Source organism: Brucella anthropi ATCC 49188, assembly GCF_000017405.1.
GTDB classification, from domain to species: domain Bacteria; phylum Pseudomonadota; class Alphaproteobacteria; order Rhizobiales; family Rhizobiaceae; genus Brucella; species Brucella anthropi.
This window is the reverse complement of sequence record NC_009672.1, coordinates 26157-44149: the sequence shown is the minus strand read 5'-3', so window position 1 is coordinate 44149 and position 17993 is coordinate 26157. Positions and strand designations below refer to the sequence as shown.

The following is a 17993-nucleotide window of genomic DNA, read 5'->3' as shown; positions in this document are numbered from 1 at the left end:
GCCGCAAGAAGAAAAAGCTGGGCGCGTGATTACCGCATCCGAGTAACCACGCAAAACGATATATGTCTCAAGCAGAGAAATAAATTTAATTCAAATATTCTGAGCCAATGACCGCAATCTAATGCCAGTTGGCGGTGTTCAAAGTAACATTTTCTAGTATCTGTGACCAAATCGTTTCAATATAATAGTCGGCCTCCAGCGTGCCGTCATTGTATCCTGAAAGCTGGTCTTGCGGTGCAATAATAATTACATCCTTCTGGGAATTCAAATTATCTTTGGTAATCGTCTGCGAAAGCGGGATCGTTTTTCCAAATACATTTCCAGAATCGTCTTGCCCGTTGAGGTATAAAGACAGATTTATCGTGCTTCCGATGTTCCAGGTTGAAGAATATGGGATGTAAACTTTCAAGCCGTTAACGATATTATTACCATTTACGACATTTGCATGGTTAGACAAATATGGGCTAGGTAGTGGCCGATCAGTATTGTTGTAATCAGGATGATTAGGCATCTGACTGCCTGTGACCGCAGGTGTAATAGCTCTTGCCAGGAAGCTGGTGCTGGTGCTCTGTTGTACGATCATATATGCAATTGAATTGTACCCTGCGCGAGTGGGATCGGGGCACAGATAGCTATAGGGAACAGTTATTCCATTTTCAGCCTGGCTAGTGGAGCAAGTTAAGATATTTTCCTGAGGAGACACACCAGGCGCGCCACTGGACGTCCAAAACACGACCGTCTGTCCCATGGTATTGCTTTGTAGCTCATCGATACGTAGTACAAAACCTGCGTCGCTGATGGAAAATTGATCCGGAATAGCGATCGGGTTAGGGTTATAAATTGCAGGCTCTAGGCTCTGCTCGATTAATCCAGAGTTGAATGTTGCGATAACTATGGAATACTGTAGTGCTCCCGCACTTGGATTATTACCAGGCGCGGCAGAGACGCTTCCCATGTATCGTGTCTTGCTGCCAATTTTGAAAGTGCTTAGGCCATCTGCATTGGTTATCGTTGTAATATTTCCGTGAGAATCAGCGGAGATCGGATTATTGTCACCATCAAAGAAACAGAGGTCAGGTGTTCTCGGGCTAAAATACCAGAGTATACTTTGATTTTGCTGTGGAGCGTTGTTGGATAGGAGGCGGAATACAAAGGTTATAATCTGGCTATTGTCTGTTGGGTCGACCGTTTGTCCACTTGGTGGATTGTGGGCAAATGTGGTCTCTAGAAGAATTGAACAATCGGGTAATTTCTCCTCCTCATAATCATAATCGAAGCTGCATATGCCGAGCGCGTTCGGGGCCAGGGCAGTGAAGTGCACTAATCCCGGGATTGTTCCCTTTACGATCGCTGTAGCTATTCCATCGGAATCGGTCAGTGAATCATAGTGTAGAATAACTGCTTCATCTGACGGGGCATCCCAGACCATACTATAGTTGGCTAGAGGATTATCGAACTGATTGGTCAGTCTCAATGTAACCAATGTGGGTGTATCAGTGGTAAGCTGGCTTTCGTTCGGAGGTGATATAAGCTGCAGTTTGTTCTTTAGGCCGCTTTTTGTAAATGTCCAAGTCTGCTCACCGGCTGTGCCGTCTGATGCCGTGACAGTCATTATTGTTGTAATCGGCGGCTGCGGGAATCCGCTCACTGTTTGATAGCGAATACGGTTTGTCGATATCCCGTTGACTGTTGTAGTGCTGGGGGTTTCGACTTCTACGCCATTGGTGCAATTCCATGACAGCGAGGCGCCGTTAACCGGGTTTCCTGCGGCGTCGTTATAGGAAGCGCTCACGCTTACCCACTGGTCATAGCGCATGCTATCACTTGTTGTCGGGCTTATGACAATGCCTGTGGTACCGAAAGACAGAGATATTGATGTGGGTACACTGTCGGCGTACTCGGAGACTTGGAGCAAGGTATTAACTTTAGCAGAGGCAGTTACCTGAAATTTTGCAGTGCCGTTAGAGTCTGTCTTTGGATTAGGATCGCTGATTGTAAGCAAGGGGTTGGGAGTAACAACCAAACTGCGGCCCGCTATTTTTTTACCACTGGGGTCTTGAAGCATAACTTCAACATCCAAAGGCTTCCCGATGGGATAAGGCCCCTGATCTGCTGGCGCTATCTGTTTGACGACATTTGCAACCAGTTGGTATGTGGCTATATAGGGCGCGCCTTGCGGGGGAGTTACCGTGACGACGATATCTTGAACAGTTCCTTGTGGAATGTCCTTGGAAGTCAGAATGCTGGATGCGATTCCGTTCGAATTTGTCTGAGATACTGGTGGGTCAAAATAGCATTGTGCTGTGGGGCGTCCGCTAGCACTCCAGTCGATATTGTATCCGGCACGCGGCGAACCGTTTTCATCCTGCAAAACGATGGCAAAACGGAAAGGTAGGCCAGCGTTGAAGCTTACACTGGTGTCTGGGCTGACCGAAACAAAACGATCACCGCCTATTTTGAAGCTCGGAAAATCGAAGACAAAGTATTCGTCATTCAGCGACCCAACAACTGAAGCGCACAGATCGACGTCTCCGCTTTCGCCAAGAGACACATAATCGCACTCTATTTTTGATACGGCGATCCCATACGCATCGGTCATGCTGATCGCTGGCGAGATTGTTCCATTCGTCGATCCACCCGTTAGAGACCATTGTATGCTCTGGTTACTACAGAAAGAACCATTGGAATTCATGCAAAGCGCGCGAATTGGGTATTTCCGTCCAGGTTGCAGTAGGGAACCATTCGGAGGCCAGAAATTGTTGACCTGGCCTAATGTTGATGCAGCATTCCCGACCTCATACTGCGAGTTGTATTCGAGACCGTTCGATTTATCCTGAGCAAGAAGTGATATCGTTCCCCCAGGTATTGCCCCCATCGGGAACCTAACTGATACATACAAATAGTCATTATATACATCTGTGTACTGGTCTGCCATTCCCGGTTTCGTAGTATAGTATATCGTTCGATCTAAATTGATAAATCCGTAGCCGTCACAGTATAAAAAACTGAATTTCGTTGGGTTTTCGGAGGTGACCCCTGTCCTCCCGCTTATGTCATTTCTAGGAAACACGGTCTGGAACACGGCGCCACTGGCGACGGGCGGCGCTGGCTCCGATTCTCCAAAAAGGCATGCAAACTCCAGTTTATCGTCGGGTTCCTGCTGCGCCCATACGGCTAAGCGGATCGTAGTGTTACGATCAGAACTATCAAGCGGGACTCTGATGCGATTGGTGCCCAATCCCTGGCTATCTGTCAGGGTTGTTGGCTGGTGTAGAAGGGCATTGCCTTCAATGATGCGCCACATAAGCCGCTTTTTGAACAGTGGGTTTCGATGTGAATCTTCATAAGAAACGGCCAGCTCGACATAATCATTTGCAGGCAATGCAGAATGATCGTTTAGGCTTTTTAATTCGAATGAGAGTATATTTTTACTTTTAGTGAGAATGACGTTTCTCATTCATCCCTCCTGGATGCTGATTATAAAGTAAATTAAAGGTAAATAAAACTGACGATCATATTTACAGATGAACGTCAGTTATTAATTACAATTATTTATATTAAAATAATTATCAAACAAGAATCATTATAATTTAGATTGGTCCTACTGTATTTATTAATCCTGAGTAGTATTGTTGTGGCATGGCGGAAACAGTGTCAGATTTTGCTTTCTTCAGGGTGTAATCGATATAAATCGTTCCAGGTACCGCACTTGCATTCATGCCGCATCCTTGAAGATCAGAGCTTTTAATTTTTGATGTTATCTTTTTACTTGTAATATCATTATCGTTTACAACAATTTGAGCAAGTGAAATAATTTTATTATTTGGTTGATTTGTTCCCTGATTATATGAATTGATGTAAACAGTTAAATCTATCACGTCGTCTTTGGCTATATTATCCGGATTACCCTCTGGGATGTCTATATAAACTGGCAGGTCTTTTGACGCATCATTGACTGTCGCCGCATGAGCCGGCAAATACGGACTCTGGGTGAGTGTGCGTAAAGGTGAAGGCAGAGGCTTCGTCAGTATTGCACCAGTAACTTTTGTCCAAGCTGTCACCGGAGCAGCGGAAGAAGTACCATTCACGATAATGTAACCGAATTGGTTTGGTTCTTCCGTCAATAGCATATTCGTGGGAACAGTGAATCCGTCATTAAAAATGGTTGAAAATAGCCCGGTGACGGATTGTGATCCATTGACAAGCAATGCTGTCATTGCCTCTGGGAAGTTAGTAAAGTCCTTTGTTGTCGACGGCAATCCGATGTTTATATAGGGAGTTCCTGAACCTAGATCGATCACGCCATCATCATCATGTACAACTGGCGGACCGTATTTGGTGGTCAATCCCACGTAGGATGAGAACACTACAATCGGCGGATCCAAATCATTCGCACTGTCGGGATCATCCTCAACAATGAGCCCAGTTTTGACGATAGTCTTCTGTTGAGCGGCCAGATAGAATGAATATTCTCCCTCCTCGTCGCTAATCAGATAACTTCCCCAAACGTTGTCGTATTCTAGCGATTTGCCCTTGCTGTCCATAACGATTAATGTAGGTGGGTCTGTATAAAACTGAAGTATTTTTCCTTTAACAGGATCAGATGTTCCGTCGCTGATGCTTGCCGTGACATGAATAGCGTAATCAGATGAGTTTGAAACGGCTGTTCCGATCGGAGTGTCCTTAGATGTGGTCTTATCAAAGCTATATTTTATTGTATAGGTCATTAGAAGTCTCCTGCCTAAAGTTTGCCCCTTGAGAATGCAGAAGGAGTGGATGGTGAACAACTGTCATCACTGACATGGATTGCTGCTACGGTGTCTCGTGGCGCGAACTGTTATCGCTTCAACTCACAGCGATGAGTTATATCTGATCTTATAGATATTTAGATTTTTAAGGCTTTCTTCTGTTGTTTACAGATTTAGTAAATCTAAATTTTATTATCGAGGTTATATTATTGATTATTAAATTATATCAAAATATAAATATAGTTACAAAATAATGAGAAAATAATCTCAATATTATTGGAGTTTGACGCAAATATAATATCAATGTTAATTTGATTTAATTCTATATGAACTATTATTAATTAGGGATGTATAATGCTTAAGCGATTAAACGGCAAAAATGTATTATTCCTGCGATTTCTCTTTCTGAGTGCTGGAACAGCTTTGGCTATGACCCCCGTGCTTGCCCAAACGGTTGGCGGAACCGGTGGCGGAAATAATGGTGGCAGTTGCGCAGACTACGGAACGGGAGGGGCGCCGTCTCAGAACGGACAGGACGGAAGTTTAACGAAATTTGGCAATTGTGGTGGCGGTGGTGGCGGTGGAGGCGGGGCCGGCGGTGCTGAAGGAGGCGCCGGCGGTGGCGTTCAGGACAGTGATAACGGTATCGGAGGAGTTGGGGGGCGAGGCGGGACGCACGGTGCTATAATTGATACCGATAACCAACTTTATACGAATGGCGGAAATTTGGCGGGTGGCGCCGGAGAAAAGGGCGGCAATGGCGCTGATGCGAACGCGACCTATTATAGTGGCGGTGGCGGCGGTGGTGGTGGTGCCGGGGGCTATGGTCTGGTTGCAAATCGCGCTTCTACCATCACGAATAGCGCGAACGCGACTATTCAAGGGGGGGAAGGTGGCGCCGGGGGGGATGGCGGTAATGCGCCCGCCTCCGCATACCCGGGCGGCGGCGGAAATGGTGGCGATGGCGGGGTAGGTATTTGGCTAAATTCTGACAATATTGCTGTAACAAATCATAGTGTAATTGTTGGTGGGAAAGGTGGTGATGCTGGACTGTCTGGGAAACGACCGGATCCTGATAGTGGGCAGGATGTGTATCATGATCAAGGTGGTGATCCTGGTGCGGGCGGTACAGCTATATATGCTGTAGGTACGGCTGGCGGTCAGATATCCAACGTGACAGGCGCAAGTATCGTCGGCGGCGATGGCGGTGTCAGCGTTTCGCAGGCTGAGGCCCTTTCTACATACGCGAATGCCGATGGCGGCCGCGGCGGCGATGGTGTTGCCGGTTCCGTGACTATTCAGAATGAGGGGTCCATTCTGGGTGGTAACGGCAGTGATGCCAGCGAAGGCAGTCCGTTTAGACCCGGTGGATCGACAACTCCCCCAGCTTTCATCGGTGCGAATGGCGGGGCTGGAGGCCGCGGGATTGCTTCAGATGCCGGAATAAATTCAATATCCAACAGTGGTAACGTCGTTGGTGGAAATGGCGGAAATGGAGGTGCGGTCAAAGCGACCAATTCTGCGACTTCAGGTAATGGGGGCGCAGGTGGGAGCGGCATTTTTGCGTCGTCGGGTAATACCATAACAAACTCTGGGACCGTCACTGGCGGCAATGGTGGCGACGGTGCGATTGTTTTCAACACCGATGTGACAAACGGAAATGGCGGCAACGGTGGCGACGGTATTAGCGGTGCCGGAATATCGGTTATCAACAGCGGAACGGTGACTCCCGGAACTGGAGGCGCAGCAGGAAGCGGACAAGCTGGCAAGGATGGTATTGCGATACACTTGCTGTCGTCATCTTCCGGAAACTCGCTTGAAATTCAAAAAGGTTCCGACATTCACGGTGATGTAGTCGCGGAAGGAGGGGATAACGTTTTCATTCTCGGTGGAAGTCAGGATGAGAGTTTCTCCGGCACTCTGTCGTCAACCATCGATAATGCGTCGGACTATCAGGGCTTTCAGACGTATAGAAAATCTGGAAGCAGCACCTGGACGCTTGCGGCTTCATATAACAATGATTGGCAAATTCGCGGTGGCACTTTGGAAGTTGGCGACAGCGGAGTGATTGCCGATACAAGTACGATCGATACCGGAGATGCGAGTGGTTCTGGCTTTCTGTCCTACAAGCAGTCGGTCGGAACAATTACTACGTTTGGAGGATTGATCACCGGTACGGGCGGTCTGCAGCAAGTAGGCAAGGGTACCCTCGTTCTCACCGGTAATAATGAATATGTTGGCGGCACGACGATCTCTGACGGCACCTTGCAAATCGGTGATAGCGGAAGCACCGGCAGTGTTGTCGGTAGTATCTCCAATAGTGCGCAACTGGTCTTTAAGCGCAACAATGTCCTGAATTATGGCGGTGTGATTTCCGGCACGGGCTCTGTCGTGCAGACCGGCACCGGCACGTTGGTTTTTTCGGGTGATAATGATTATGTTGGTGTCACGACGATTTCGGATGGCACTTTGCAGATTGGAGATGGCGGCGGCACGGGCAGTGTTGTCGGCGATATCACCAACAATGCGCGTCTGGCCTTCAACCGCAACAATGCTTACGCTTATAACGGTTTGATTTCCGGTACGGGCTCTGTTGTGCAGGCGGGGACCGGTACTACGACGCTGACAGGCCAGAACACCTATGCGGGTGGCACGGTTGTGTCTGCGGGCGTCCTTCAAGTGTCCAGTGACAAAAATCTCGGTGCAAGTTCGGGCAACCTGACCATTGACGGCGGTACTTTTGCCAACACGGCTGCTTTGACCAGTGCACGCGCTGTCAATGTCACTGCAAATGGCGGGTCGATCCGCACGGATGCCACTTTGACCCTGACCGGAGCCTTTGATGGTTCGCCGGCTTCAGACTGGCACAAGACCGGTACCGGCCTTCTGGTGTTTGACAGCAGTGCGACCGGTGACGTTGGCGCTGGAGCCAATGTCGACGCTGGCAAGATCGTTGTTGAGGGCAGCCTCGATGGAAGCTTCGCTGTAAACAGCGGTGCGACGCTTGAGATCAGTGGCACGCAAGGGGGCGATGTCAATGTGAACGCCGGTGGCACATTGATGGGGTCCGGTCAGGTCGGCCAGAATGTCGTGGTCGCGGACAATGGCAATTTGCAAGGCAAATATGGCCAGACGCTTCAGATTGGCGGCAATCTTGCTCTTGATGCCAACAGCCAGGTCAATGTCACACTCGGCATGCCGAGCCAGACCGCCCTTTACGATGTGCAGGGCAATGTCACTCTGGCCGGGTCGCTGAACATCACGGACGGCGGCGGCTTCGGTCCGGGCCTTTATCGTCTCATCGACTATCAGGGCAACCTGACGGACAATGGGATGACCATTGGCACGGCTCCGGGAGGTGATCCCACACGGATGTGGATCGATACGGATGAGGCGAACAAGCAGGTCAATCTGATGAGCAGCTACGGGGTCAGGCTGAACGTCTGGGATGGCGGCAATGGTGCCTGGAACCTTGTGTCCGATCATTCCAATGATGTCTGGACGGATAATGCAGACAATATCAAGGGTCCTTATGATCAGGGGTCGTTCGCCGTGTTTCGGGGTACGCCGGGTACGGTGACGATCAGCAATGCCGCAGGCAATGTGACGGCATCCGGTCTTAATTTTGCAACCGATGGCTATGTTTTGGCGGGCGATGCGCTCGATCTCGACAATACCGACCAGCCGATTATCAACGTCGGTGACGCCACCGATGCAAGCAAATCGATGACGGCAACTATCGCGGCGACGCTGACGGGCAGCAAGGGCATCAACAAGACCAACTACGGCACCTTGGTTCTGACGGGTGCGAACAGTTATAGCGGCGGGACGACGGTGACAGGTGGTGTCCTGCAGATCGGTGACGGTGGCAATACGGGCAGCATCAAGGGTGACGTTGCGGTTTCGAGCAGCGCCTATGGTGACGGCACGCTGGCCTTCAACCGGAGCGATGATACGGAGTTTGACGGCAACATCACCGGTGATGGCAAGGGTGGTGTGGTCCAGAAAGGCACAGGCACAACGACGTTTACCGGCGACAACACCTTCTCGGGCGGTCTGACGGTTGAGAATGGCGGGGTCAAGGCAGGTGTCGCTGGCCATGCCTTCGGCACGGGCACCTTGAAGGTCAAGGCGGGTGCAACGGCCGATCTCGGCGGCTTCGACACGACGGTCGGCGGTCTTGCGGCCTTCGACGCGAGCGGCACGACGGGCGATGGCGATATTGCACTTGGATCGGGCAAGCTGACGGTCGAACAAAGCTTCGACAGCAAGTTCTCCGGTGTAATCTCTGGTGCTGGCGATTTGACCAAAAGTGGCACTGGTACCCTGACCCTCAATACGGCCGGCACCTATACCGGTGCGACCAATGTCGATGGCGGCACGCTGAAGCAGGGCGCAGCTGGTGTCTTCAACAATGCATCGTCGGGCTACACTGTCGGTACAGACGGGACGCTCGATCTTGGCGGTTTCGATACCACGCTGGCCGCGCTGTCGAATGGCGGTCTCATCACGATGGGAACACAGCAGACGGCAGGTACGACACTGAGCGTGACCGGCAACTATACCGGCACCGGTGGCACGGTCGTCATCAATACGGTGCTCGGCGACGACAGTTCCAAAACCGATCGCCTGAAGGTGGGTGGTGACACATCCGGCACGACCAATCTGAAGGTCAACAATCGCGGCGGACTGGGGGCACAGACTGTCAACGGCATCGAAGTGGTCGAGGTTGCCGGTCAGTCGAACGGAACCTTCTCGCTTGTCAGCGACTACACCACCAAGGACGGTCAGAAGGCGGTTGTGGGCGGTGCCTATGCCTATACGCTGCAACAGGGGGCGGGCAGCGGCAACAAGGACGGCAACTGGTATCTGACCAGCCAGACGACACAGGAACCGCCGGCCCCCGATTGCCAGCAGACCAATACCTGCCCGGTCGATCCGGACAACCCGCGCTATAGTGCCGGTGTTCCGGTCTATCAGGGCTATGCGCAGAACATGCAGGTGCTCAACAAACTGCCCACGCTGCAGGAACGTGTCGGCAATCGCTATCTGACGAGCGGGAACGACAACGACGCGAGCAATACAGGCAGCAGCACTGTCGACAGCCGCGGGATCTGGGCGCGCATCGAGGGCGCGCATAACCGGCTTGAGCCGCACAGCGCGACCGGCATGAAGCAGGATATCAACAGCTTCATCATGCAGACCGGTGTCGACGGGCAGTTCTATGAGGATGCCAACGGGAAGCTGATTGCCGGGATCACCGGGCAATATGGTACGGCGCATGGCAATTCCAGCTCGTTCTTCGGTGACGGTTATACCGACACCAGCGCCTGGAGCCTTGGCGCGACCGCAACCTGGTATGGCAATGACGGCTTCTATGTCGATACGCAGGGCCAGCTGACATGGTTCGACAATGATCTCAACTCCGATACGGCCAATAGCGGGCTGGCCGATGGCGCAAAGGCCTTCGGCTATGCGCTGAGTGCCGAGGTGGGGCAGCGGATTGCGCTCGACGAACATTGGTCGCTGACGCCACAGGCGCAGCTGATGTGGTCGTCACTCGATGCGGATGCGTTCCACGACATCTGGGGCAACCGCGTGCACATGCAGGATGGCGACAGCCTGACGGCACGCATTGGTCTTGCCGCCAACTATCAGGACAGCTGGCAGGGGGATGACGGCCGCATGGTCAACACATCGGTCTATGGCATCGCCAATGTCTATCAGGAGTTCCTCGGCGGCACCCGCATCAATGTGGCTGGTGTCAACGTCGATACCGACAACGACAAAACCTGGGCCGGCATCGGCGCCGGCGGCACCTATGCATGGGCCGACAGCAAATATGCAATCTACGGCCAGGGCTCCATCAACACCTCCCTCAACCACTCAACCGACAGCTATGCCGTCAAGGGGAATGCTGGCTTCATCGTCAGGTGGTAACCAACAAGCCACAACCAAAAATCGCCGCAATACAAGGCTCGCGCCTCCAAAGGACCTGCGCGAGCCTGCTTTCCTAACGCTAAAAGAAGGGCGGATGTGCGCATACATTCTTGTCAGCCATGTATTACAGCGGCCGCCGTCCGCTAGCTTTGATTTAACCAGTACTAAGTCTAGTTATCCTGCCCTGTCATCGCGCTGATAAATCGTGAGAACAGCTCTCCCTGCGAATTGATGTGAAGTTTACCGTATATATTGCGTCGATGGATGCGCACGGTTCCACATGATATTCCTAAAGCATGTGCGGTCGCTTCGGCTGAATAGCCTTTCAGAATATACTCTGTTACCTCCACCTCACGGGTGGTTAAAATCTGACGTCCCAGATTGCGAAAAGCATGCTGGATGATTTTTGAAAGATTGTCTGTTTCCGGTTGCTGAGAGGTTTGGGTGAATTGCTTCGACAAGTCCGCCCAATTGTGCCGTCCTACTGCACCAATGAATGGCACCAGTTCCCCCAGCTTGCGAAATTCATGCGCAGAAAACGGCTTTGAAGTTCGCATGGCAGAAATTACAATGCAGATATTTGGTTCAACATTGAACATGAACCCGATTTCTTCGGCCAGTTCCGTTTGGACATAGTAGTTACGGAAATACTCTCCCTGATAAAAACGGTCGGGTGCCATATCCCGCAATCGTACGAGGCGGGGATCACCGGGCCGGGATGATTGCAGGTAAAATGGATCGAGGAGATAAGGTCCTTCCTGATAGTCCTCGACCATAACCTTGTGTTTCCATACGGGGAATTCTGAATGCAGAGCGATGGGGCGCCGGTTGCCACAATAGGCGAAGGTCACCGTATGCTCGAAAGGCACCACGCTGCGGATCGCTTCGATCAGCGTTGCTGGAAAATGTGGCTGGTGTAACGCATCAATGACCCGTGCAGACGTCTGCGCCCAGTTCATTCGGAATCTCCGTCTCTATGCCTTTTGTGATATATACACATATCGACTAGTTTTATATGTTTTTCTCAAAATAAGGGATATGCCGCTTTAGGCAAAGCTCTCTAGGGGAATATATTTTGATGGTATACGCTACCGAGGCTTCTGTTGGTCGAAGCAGCGACACTGTTGCGGAATTTGTCGGCACCACGAAACGCTATGGTGCCGTACTTGCAGCCAGTCAGCTGAACCTGCGAATCCGGCGAGGGGAGTTTCTTTCCTTTCTCGGACCATCGGGCTGCGGCAAGACGACAGCACTGAGGATGTTAGCCGGATTCGAGCAGCCAAGCGAAGGCGAAATATTGATCGACGGGTCAGAGGTGGGGACGACACCGGCCTACAAGCGCCCCGTCAATATGGTATTTCAAAGCTACGCTCTCTTCCCGCACATGACCGTAGCCCAGAATGTGGCTTATGGATTGAGGCAGCGTCGACCGCGATTGGCAAAGGCCGAAATCGCGCTTCGCGTCGCAAAAGCATTGGAAACCGTTCGCCTTGCTGATTTCGGCGGGCGGCGGATCTGGGAGATGTCGGGTGGCCAGCAACAGCGCGTGGCACTTGCCCGTGCGATCGTGAACGAGCCAAAGATATTGCTGCTCGATGAACCCATGGCCGCACTCGACGCCAAGCTTCGGACCGAGATGCAGCTTGAACTTTTGTCGCTACAACGCGAGCTGGGCATCACTTTCGTTCTCGTCACTCATGATCAGCAGGAAGCATTGTCGATGTCCGACCGCATCTGCATCATGGGGCATGGTCGTATCGCTCAGATAGGGACGCCGCGCGAACTCTATGACCGTCCTGCCAATCGCTATGTTGCCAACTTTGTTGGGCGCGCCAACATTCTCGCCGGGAAGGTCGAACATACCGACGGTGACGATGTGGCGGTGAGCCTGGCTTCGGGCCACAAGGTGGTAGTTGAGACAGCTTTTGCTGTGGCGCCCGGCGATGTTGTCGACGTCATGATCCGACCTGAAGCGCTGCGCCTGACTATCTCCCCAACGGAGGGGGAGCAGACGATTGAAGTACAGGTTGCCAACAAGATTTTCCTCGGCGAGCACATCGAATTCCTGCTGACGCACCCGGTTCTGGGCCAATTGCAGGTTCTGGTTCCGAGGCAGGCGGAAAGAGCATTGCCGGGCGTCGAAGTGGGCTCGAGCGCGCATCTTGTCTGGGATCGTGGAGCAGGACTGATCCTTGAGCGTGGCGAATGAGTTTTGCGAGTTTGGCGTCTGGCTGGCATCCGTGAGGACAAACCTCAAGCGCCAAATTCGATCTGCTGACAATAAACGGGAGGGATGAAATGACGAAGAACGACAAGCCGGTTTCCCGGCAGACTTTCATGGAAGAACTGCGCCGTTACCAGAAAGGTTCGGTTACACGCCGCCATTTTTTGGGCGTGACCGGATTGGGTGCCGCAACGGCGGTCCTGGCGGGCGCAATACCGGGACTTTTGCCAACACGTTCCTGGGCAGGCGACATTGGTGACCGGGTTTCGATCGCAACATGGCCAAATTATCAGGACCCCGACAATTTGGCGGCCTTCCAGAAAGCGACTGGCGCAGCGGTGCAAGTGAATGTTTTCGGTTCAAACGAGGAAATGTTCGCCAAGCTGCAGGCCGGTGGAGCAGGCTGGGATATTGTGGTCGCTACGAACTACGCTATCAGCACCTATGCCGACAGCAAGATGATAGAGCCACTCGATCTGACAAAAATACCCAACTACAACGCCGAGTCCTTCGAGGCGCGTTTCGCAACGCCCGGCACTGTCGACGGCAAGCTCTACGGTATCCCAAAACTATGGGGCACAACGGGTATGGCCTGGGACAGCAACAAGGCGAAGACACCTTTCACCAGCTGGAAGGATTTTTTCGACCGGACCAAAACCGACTTTTCAGGTCGCACAATTATCCACGACTATCAGCTGACCGCTATCGGAAATGCCCTGAAATATTACGGCTATTCGTTCAATTCCGTCGATCCGAAGGAATTGGCCGATGCAGAGAAACTGCTGATCGAGGTGAAGCCGCATCTCTTTGCCATCACCTCCGACTATCAGCCCTCCATGCGTAACGGCGATGCCTGGCTGACGATGTGCTGGACCGGAGATGCGAAACAGATGAATCGCGATCTGCCGGAAATCCAATACACGCTCGGAAAGGAAGGCGGCGAAATCTGGTCCGATTTCTATACCATTCCCACAAGCGCGCCCAATCGTGAAGGCGCTTACGCATTGCTGAACTTCCTGCTCGATCCTTCGGTCAATGCGCGCGAGGAACTCTTCCATGGTTATCCGGTGCCCGACGCACGCGTCGAAGCTCTGGTGCCGGAGGAAATGCGCAATGATCCTATCCTTCATCCGGCGGCGGAACTTCTGTCGACACTGGAGTTCGGGGCGGCGGTCACGTTGACCGATCCAAACCGGGCAGAACTTATTGCCCGCTTCAAATCGGCATAACGGACGGACACAATGGCACTGTCTCAGCGAAAAATGCGCTGGCTCCTGCTGGGGCCGGCGGGCCTGTGGTACGCTGCGCTCCTTGTACTGCCGCTGGCGGTCGTCCTCGTCTATTCCTTCGGGGAGCGCGGGGCAGCTGGCGGTTACGAGCCGGCTTTCACCCTTGCGCAGTACGCCAATCTGGGAAGTCGCTGGGCCGCATTCCGCAACACATTGACGCTGGCGCCCATCGGCACCATCGCGGCGCTGCTGATCGCTTATCCGCTGGCCTATTATCTTGCATTGCGGGTCGGCAAGCAGTGGCGAACATTGCTGCTTGTGTTGGTGATTGTGCCATTCTGGACTTCGATCCTGATCCGCTCCTATGCGTGGATCTTTCTTCTTGGCGGGCGGGGAATTCCCCAATTGCTGTCGGCGTTCGGGCTCGGTGAGTTCCGCCTGATCAATACGCCTTTCGCCGTTCTGGTGGGCATCGTCTACGGTTATCTGCCGCTGATGTTCTTCCCGATCTATGTGAGTCTCGAAAAACTCGACCGACGGCTGTTGGAAGCGGCAGACGATCTTGGGACGCCACCCTGGCGGCGTTTCCTGCAGATTACCCTGCCCCTGTCGCTCCCCGGCGTGGCAACCGGCTCGATGCTCGTCTTCATTCTGCTCATGGGTGAATATCTCATCCCGCAGATGCTGGGTGGAGGCAACGTTTTCTTCGTCGGAAATGCGCTGGTCGACCTTTTCCTGCAATCGCGTAACTGGGCGTTCGGCTCCGCCGTGTCGATAACGCTGGTGGCGATCATGTTGCTTGTCGTCTCCCTTTACATGCGTTTCCTGCGCTTGATGGGGACAGCGCGCGACGATGTCAGTTTGATGTGAGGAAACCATGCGCATTTATGCTTTTGCAGTTTATCTGTTCCTCTATCTTCCTATCGGGATTATCGCGCTGTTCAGCTTTTCTGCGGGCCGATCGGCGAGCCAGCTTCAGGGTTTCTCGACGCAATGGTATTCCAAGGCACTCGACAACCCATTCGTTATCGATGCTCTCAAGACTTCGGCATCAGTCGCGTTGACATCGGCGTTCCTGTCTTGCCTGCTTGGCACGATGGCTGCGATTGCATTGACGGGCCTGAAAGGAAAATTGCGCGTTCTCTTTGATGCCCTCATCTATATTGCAGTGATGATCCCAGGCATTGTCATCGGCATTGCAACGCTGATCGCGTTGGTGACCGTATTCAACACCGTTAATCCCTGGCTTCAGGCGGTGACGGGTTTGAAGCTCTCTTTGGGGTATGGCTCGCTCATAGCGGCGCATGTGCTGTTCACCATGTCTCTCGTTATCATTCTGGTGCGTGCCCGTATCGACGGCATGGATCGTTCTTTGCTGGAAGCTTCCTTCGATCTCGGTGCAGGGCCAATCGGCACCTTCCGGCAAGTAACCCTGCCAATGCTGATGCCTGCGATAATGGCCGGATTCCTGCTCAGTTTCACCTTCAGTTTCGATGATTTCATCATCGCTTTCTTTGTTGCCGGGCCAGAAACGACCCTTCCGATCTACATCTTTTCGTCAATCCGTCGCGGAGTGACGCCGGAGATCAATGCCATCGGCACGATGGTAATGGTGTTCTCTCTGCTGCTGCTTGTCTTCGCACAAATCATTCTCCGGCGCGGGAAACCGGCAGGTCATTAGATGCCAAAAGCATTTCAAGCGCCTGCCTTCCTCCTGTTCTCCGCGATCATTCTAGGGAAAAAATCATGAAATCTTGTCTTGAGGGCCGGGTTGCCCTTGTCACTGGCGCCGGATCAGGTATCGGCCGCGCAGGCGCGATTGCCATGGCGGCAGAAGGCGCAACCGTTGTAGTTACGGATCTTCGCGCGGAACTTGCTGAAGCGACTGCGCAGGCGATCAGAGATGCCGGAGGGCAGGCGGAGAGCGCAGTGCTCGATGCCCGTGATGACGCCGCCATCACAGAAACAGTTTCCGGCGTTGCCGCTCGTTACGGACGACTTGATGTTGTGCATTCGCATGTCGGCATCCAGATTGCAGGCAAACTGGAGGATGTGACGCCTGCCCAGATGGATCTGGCGTGGGCGTTGAATGTGCGGTCGCATTTTGTTGTGGCGCAGGCCGCGCTTGCGCCAATGCGGGCGCAGGGCGGGGGATCGGTGATTATTACTGCCTCCAATTCCGGATGCCAGTATGATCGCGGCATGATTTCCTATGCCACCACCAAGCATGCAGCGGTGGCGATGGTACGGCAGATGGCGGCTGACTATGCGCGGGAGAACATCCGGTTCAATGCGCTTTGTCCGGGATTTGTCGATACGCCTTTCAATGCTGGCTTTGAACAGCAGATGGGTGGTCGAGAGGCTCTCGAAAACTACGTCGCCGAAACAATACCGATGGGGCGCTGGGCATCGCCAGAGGAAATTGCAGCCGGTATAGTATACCTCGCCTCGCCGCAGTCGGCTTTCGTGACTGGTCTCGCGCTGGTCATCGACGGGGGCGAAGTTCTTTAGAACGATGGGCGGGCCGTGCTTGGTGTGCTATGTGACATACCCATAAAAGAGTATGTGATTTGACGGATTTCGAATGGTCAATGCTTGAACCACTTATTCCGACCGAAGTGCGCGATAAGGAGCGTATTGATAATCAGCTCCTCATCGATCCGCGTTCATCAACATGGGACCAAAGATCCGAAAAAGCGAAAGATCAAGTTGCATGGGTCGCTCGCTGATTTCATAAGAGACAGATTGCAGTGCGTGACAAGAGCTTTCCTTGCGGGGGTATCTTTAAGCCAAGCAAGATTGCCCTCGTGTTTGATCGATTTGGAAGGCGGCGCCACATTAAGTTGCGCGCAAGCTTGGGTGGTATGTGAGGAGAGATGAAGCAACAGGTACGGCAATAAGGGTGAAACAGACTGCAAAGCGAAAGATGAAGCCGAAACTGGCAAAGCAGCGGGCGTCAGTGTCCCGACCTCATGTTAGTCCAACAACGCGGCATCAAGATTCGGTTGTGCGGATCATAGCATTCGATTCAACTAACCGACAGAACCGCTCGCTTACCGGTATCCCTGATATCACGGCAACGCGATGGACGTGTTTTGGCATTGCCATGCTCTTGTCGTGTGTTGCGTTGGCGCTTCCTGCACTCACGTTTCTCATCCGACCCAGCCTTGACCATGATCCGATAGCCCTCATTGTATCGACACTCATCGCAGCAATGCTTCTTGTTCCGGTCTTCATGTTTGCGCGCGCTGGTCTTTTGGCTGGTGCCTGGATCACGATAACACCACAGAATGTCCAATATGGAACAGGTGATGGGCTTGCGGATCAGCAAGGCACGGTAATCGAATGGGCGCGCATAGCGCCCGATCAGATGGCACGTTATGACGTGCGTCTCATTTTGAAAGGGCCCGTGCGGGAGCCTCGGATAGCGTTCGGTTATAAAATGCCCGACGGAACGCAGAGCGAGTATTCGCTTCCAATGTCATTGCGGGAACGTGGCATGCAATGTCTGTGGTTCGTCAATGCTGACGCCCTGCGTATTGCTCTGCTACAGAACATGGCAGCTCGCTCGAATTTGCGTTTCGACCCGGATATTTTCGTTGAAGCCGGTATTGATCCGGAGACGTGGCATCTGATGCCAAAGCCCCGCAAGGTTGAGTGGGCGATAGCCATAGCTTCGATGGCAGCGGTGTTGATATTCGGCAGTTTTATATCGGCGACGACATCTGTCGTGTTGGTCGTAGGGGGTGTTTTCGCAATTCTGGGATTGGGCCTTCTTGCAACATTCAGTTTCAGGAAGAGAGCTTATCCGGGTTTCGATCACGTCATCTGTTTTCGTGAAAACCGATAGTT

The 17993-nt window shown here is 52.7% G+C and carries 10 protein-coding genes; 7 read left to right on the top strand and 3 right to left on the bottom strand.

Translation table 11 applies throughout. From position 1 onward, the window contains the following. Window positions 1–118: 118 nt before the first annotated feature. Together OANT_RS24980 and OANT_RS24975 are read right to left on the bottom strand one after the other, a co-directional pair. A complete protein-coding gene (locus OANT_RS24980; protein WP_011983133.1) occupies window positions 119–3457 on the bottom strand; it encodes an Ig-like domain-containing protein in 3339 nt (1112 codons plus the stop codon). A gap of 133 nt (window positions 3458–3590) precedes the next feature. Beyond that, window positions 3591–4727, bottom strand: a complete 1137-nt coding sequence (locus OANT_RS24975) for a hypothetical protein (protein WP_040128494.1) — start codon at window positions 4725–4727, stop codon at window positions 3591–3593. Between the two features lie 375 nt (window positions 4728–5102). Between OANT_RS24975 and OANT_RS24965 the strand changes: the two genes are divergently transcribed. Next, window positions 5103–10688, top strand: coding sequence for an autotransporter outer membrane beta-barrel domain-containing protein (locus tag OANT_RS24965; protein ID WP_011983131.1), 5586 nt, complete (start codon window positions 5103–5105; stop codon window positions 10686–10688). 170 nt (window positions 10689–10858) lie between these two features. Here the strand turns inward: OANT_RS24965 and OANT_RS24960 are convergent, their stop codons facing one another. After that, the gene (locus OANT_RS24960) at window positions 10859–11647 is read right to left on the bottom strand and encodes a response regulator transcription factor (protein WP_011983130.1); all 789 of its coding nucleotides are present in this window, start codon (window positions 11645–11647) and stop codon (window positions 10859–10861) included. A gap of 119 nt (window positions 11648–11766) precedes the next feature. Between OANT_RS24960 and OANT_RS24955 the strand changes: the two genes are divergently transcribed. From OANT_RS24955 to OANT_RS24930, 6 genes are all read left to right on the top strand, one after another. Further along, complete coding sequence (locus OANT_RS24955; RefSeq protein WP_011983129.1) at window positions 11767–12897, top strand: ABC transporter ATP-binding protein; 1131 nt, start codon at window positions 11767–11769, stop codon at window positions 12895–12897. An 89-nt stretch (window positions 12898–12986) separates the two neighbouring features. After that, the gene (locus OANT_RS24950; protein ID WP_011983128.1) at window positions 12987–14141 is read left to right on the top strand and encodes an ABC transporter substrate-binding protein; all 1155 of its coding nucleotides are present in this window, start codon (window positions 12987–12989) and stop codon (window positions 14139–14141) included. Between the two features lie 12 nt (window positions 14142–14153). Continuing rightward, window positions 14154–15011, top strand: a complete 858-nt coding sequence (locus OANT_RS24945) for an ABC transporter permease (RefSeq protein ID WP_011983127.1) — start codon at window positions 14154–14156, stop codon at window positions 15009–15011. Between the two features lie 7 nt (window positions 15012–15018). Beyond that, window positions 15019–15822 carry an ABC transporter permease gene (locus OANT_RS24940; protein WP_011983126.1) on the top strand — a complete coding sequence of 268 codons (804 nt, stop codon included), beginning with the start codon at window positions 15019–15021 and terminating at the stop codon, window positions 15820–15822. 65 nt (window positions 15823–15887) lie between these two features. Continuing rightward, window positions 15888–16652 carry an SDR family NAD(P)-dependent oxidoreductase gene (locus tag OANT_RS24935; RefSeq protein ID WP_011983125.1) on the top strand — a complete coding sequence of 255 codons (765 nt, stop codon included), beginning with the start codon at window positions 15888–15890 and terminating at the stop codon, window positions 16650–16652. Window positions 16653–17247: 595 nt separating this feature from the next. Beyond that, window positions 17248–17991 (top strand): hypothetical protein, encoded by a 744-nt coding sequence (locus OANT_RS24930; RefSeq protein ID WP_235823029.1) that lies wholly within the window; start codon window positions 17248–17250, stop codon window positions 17989–17991. The last annotated feature ends 2 nt before the right edge of the window (window positions 17992–17993 follow it).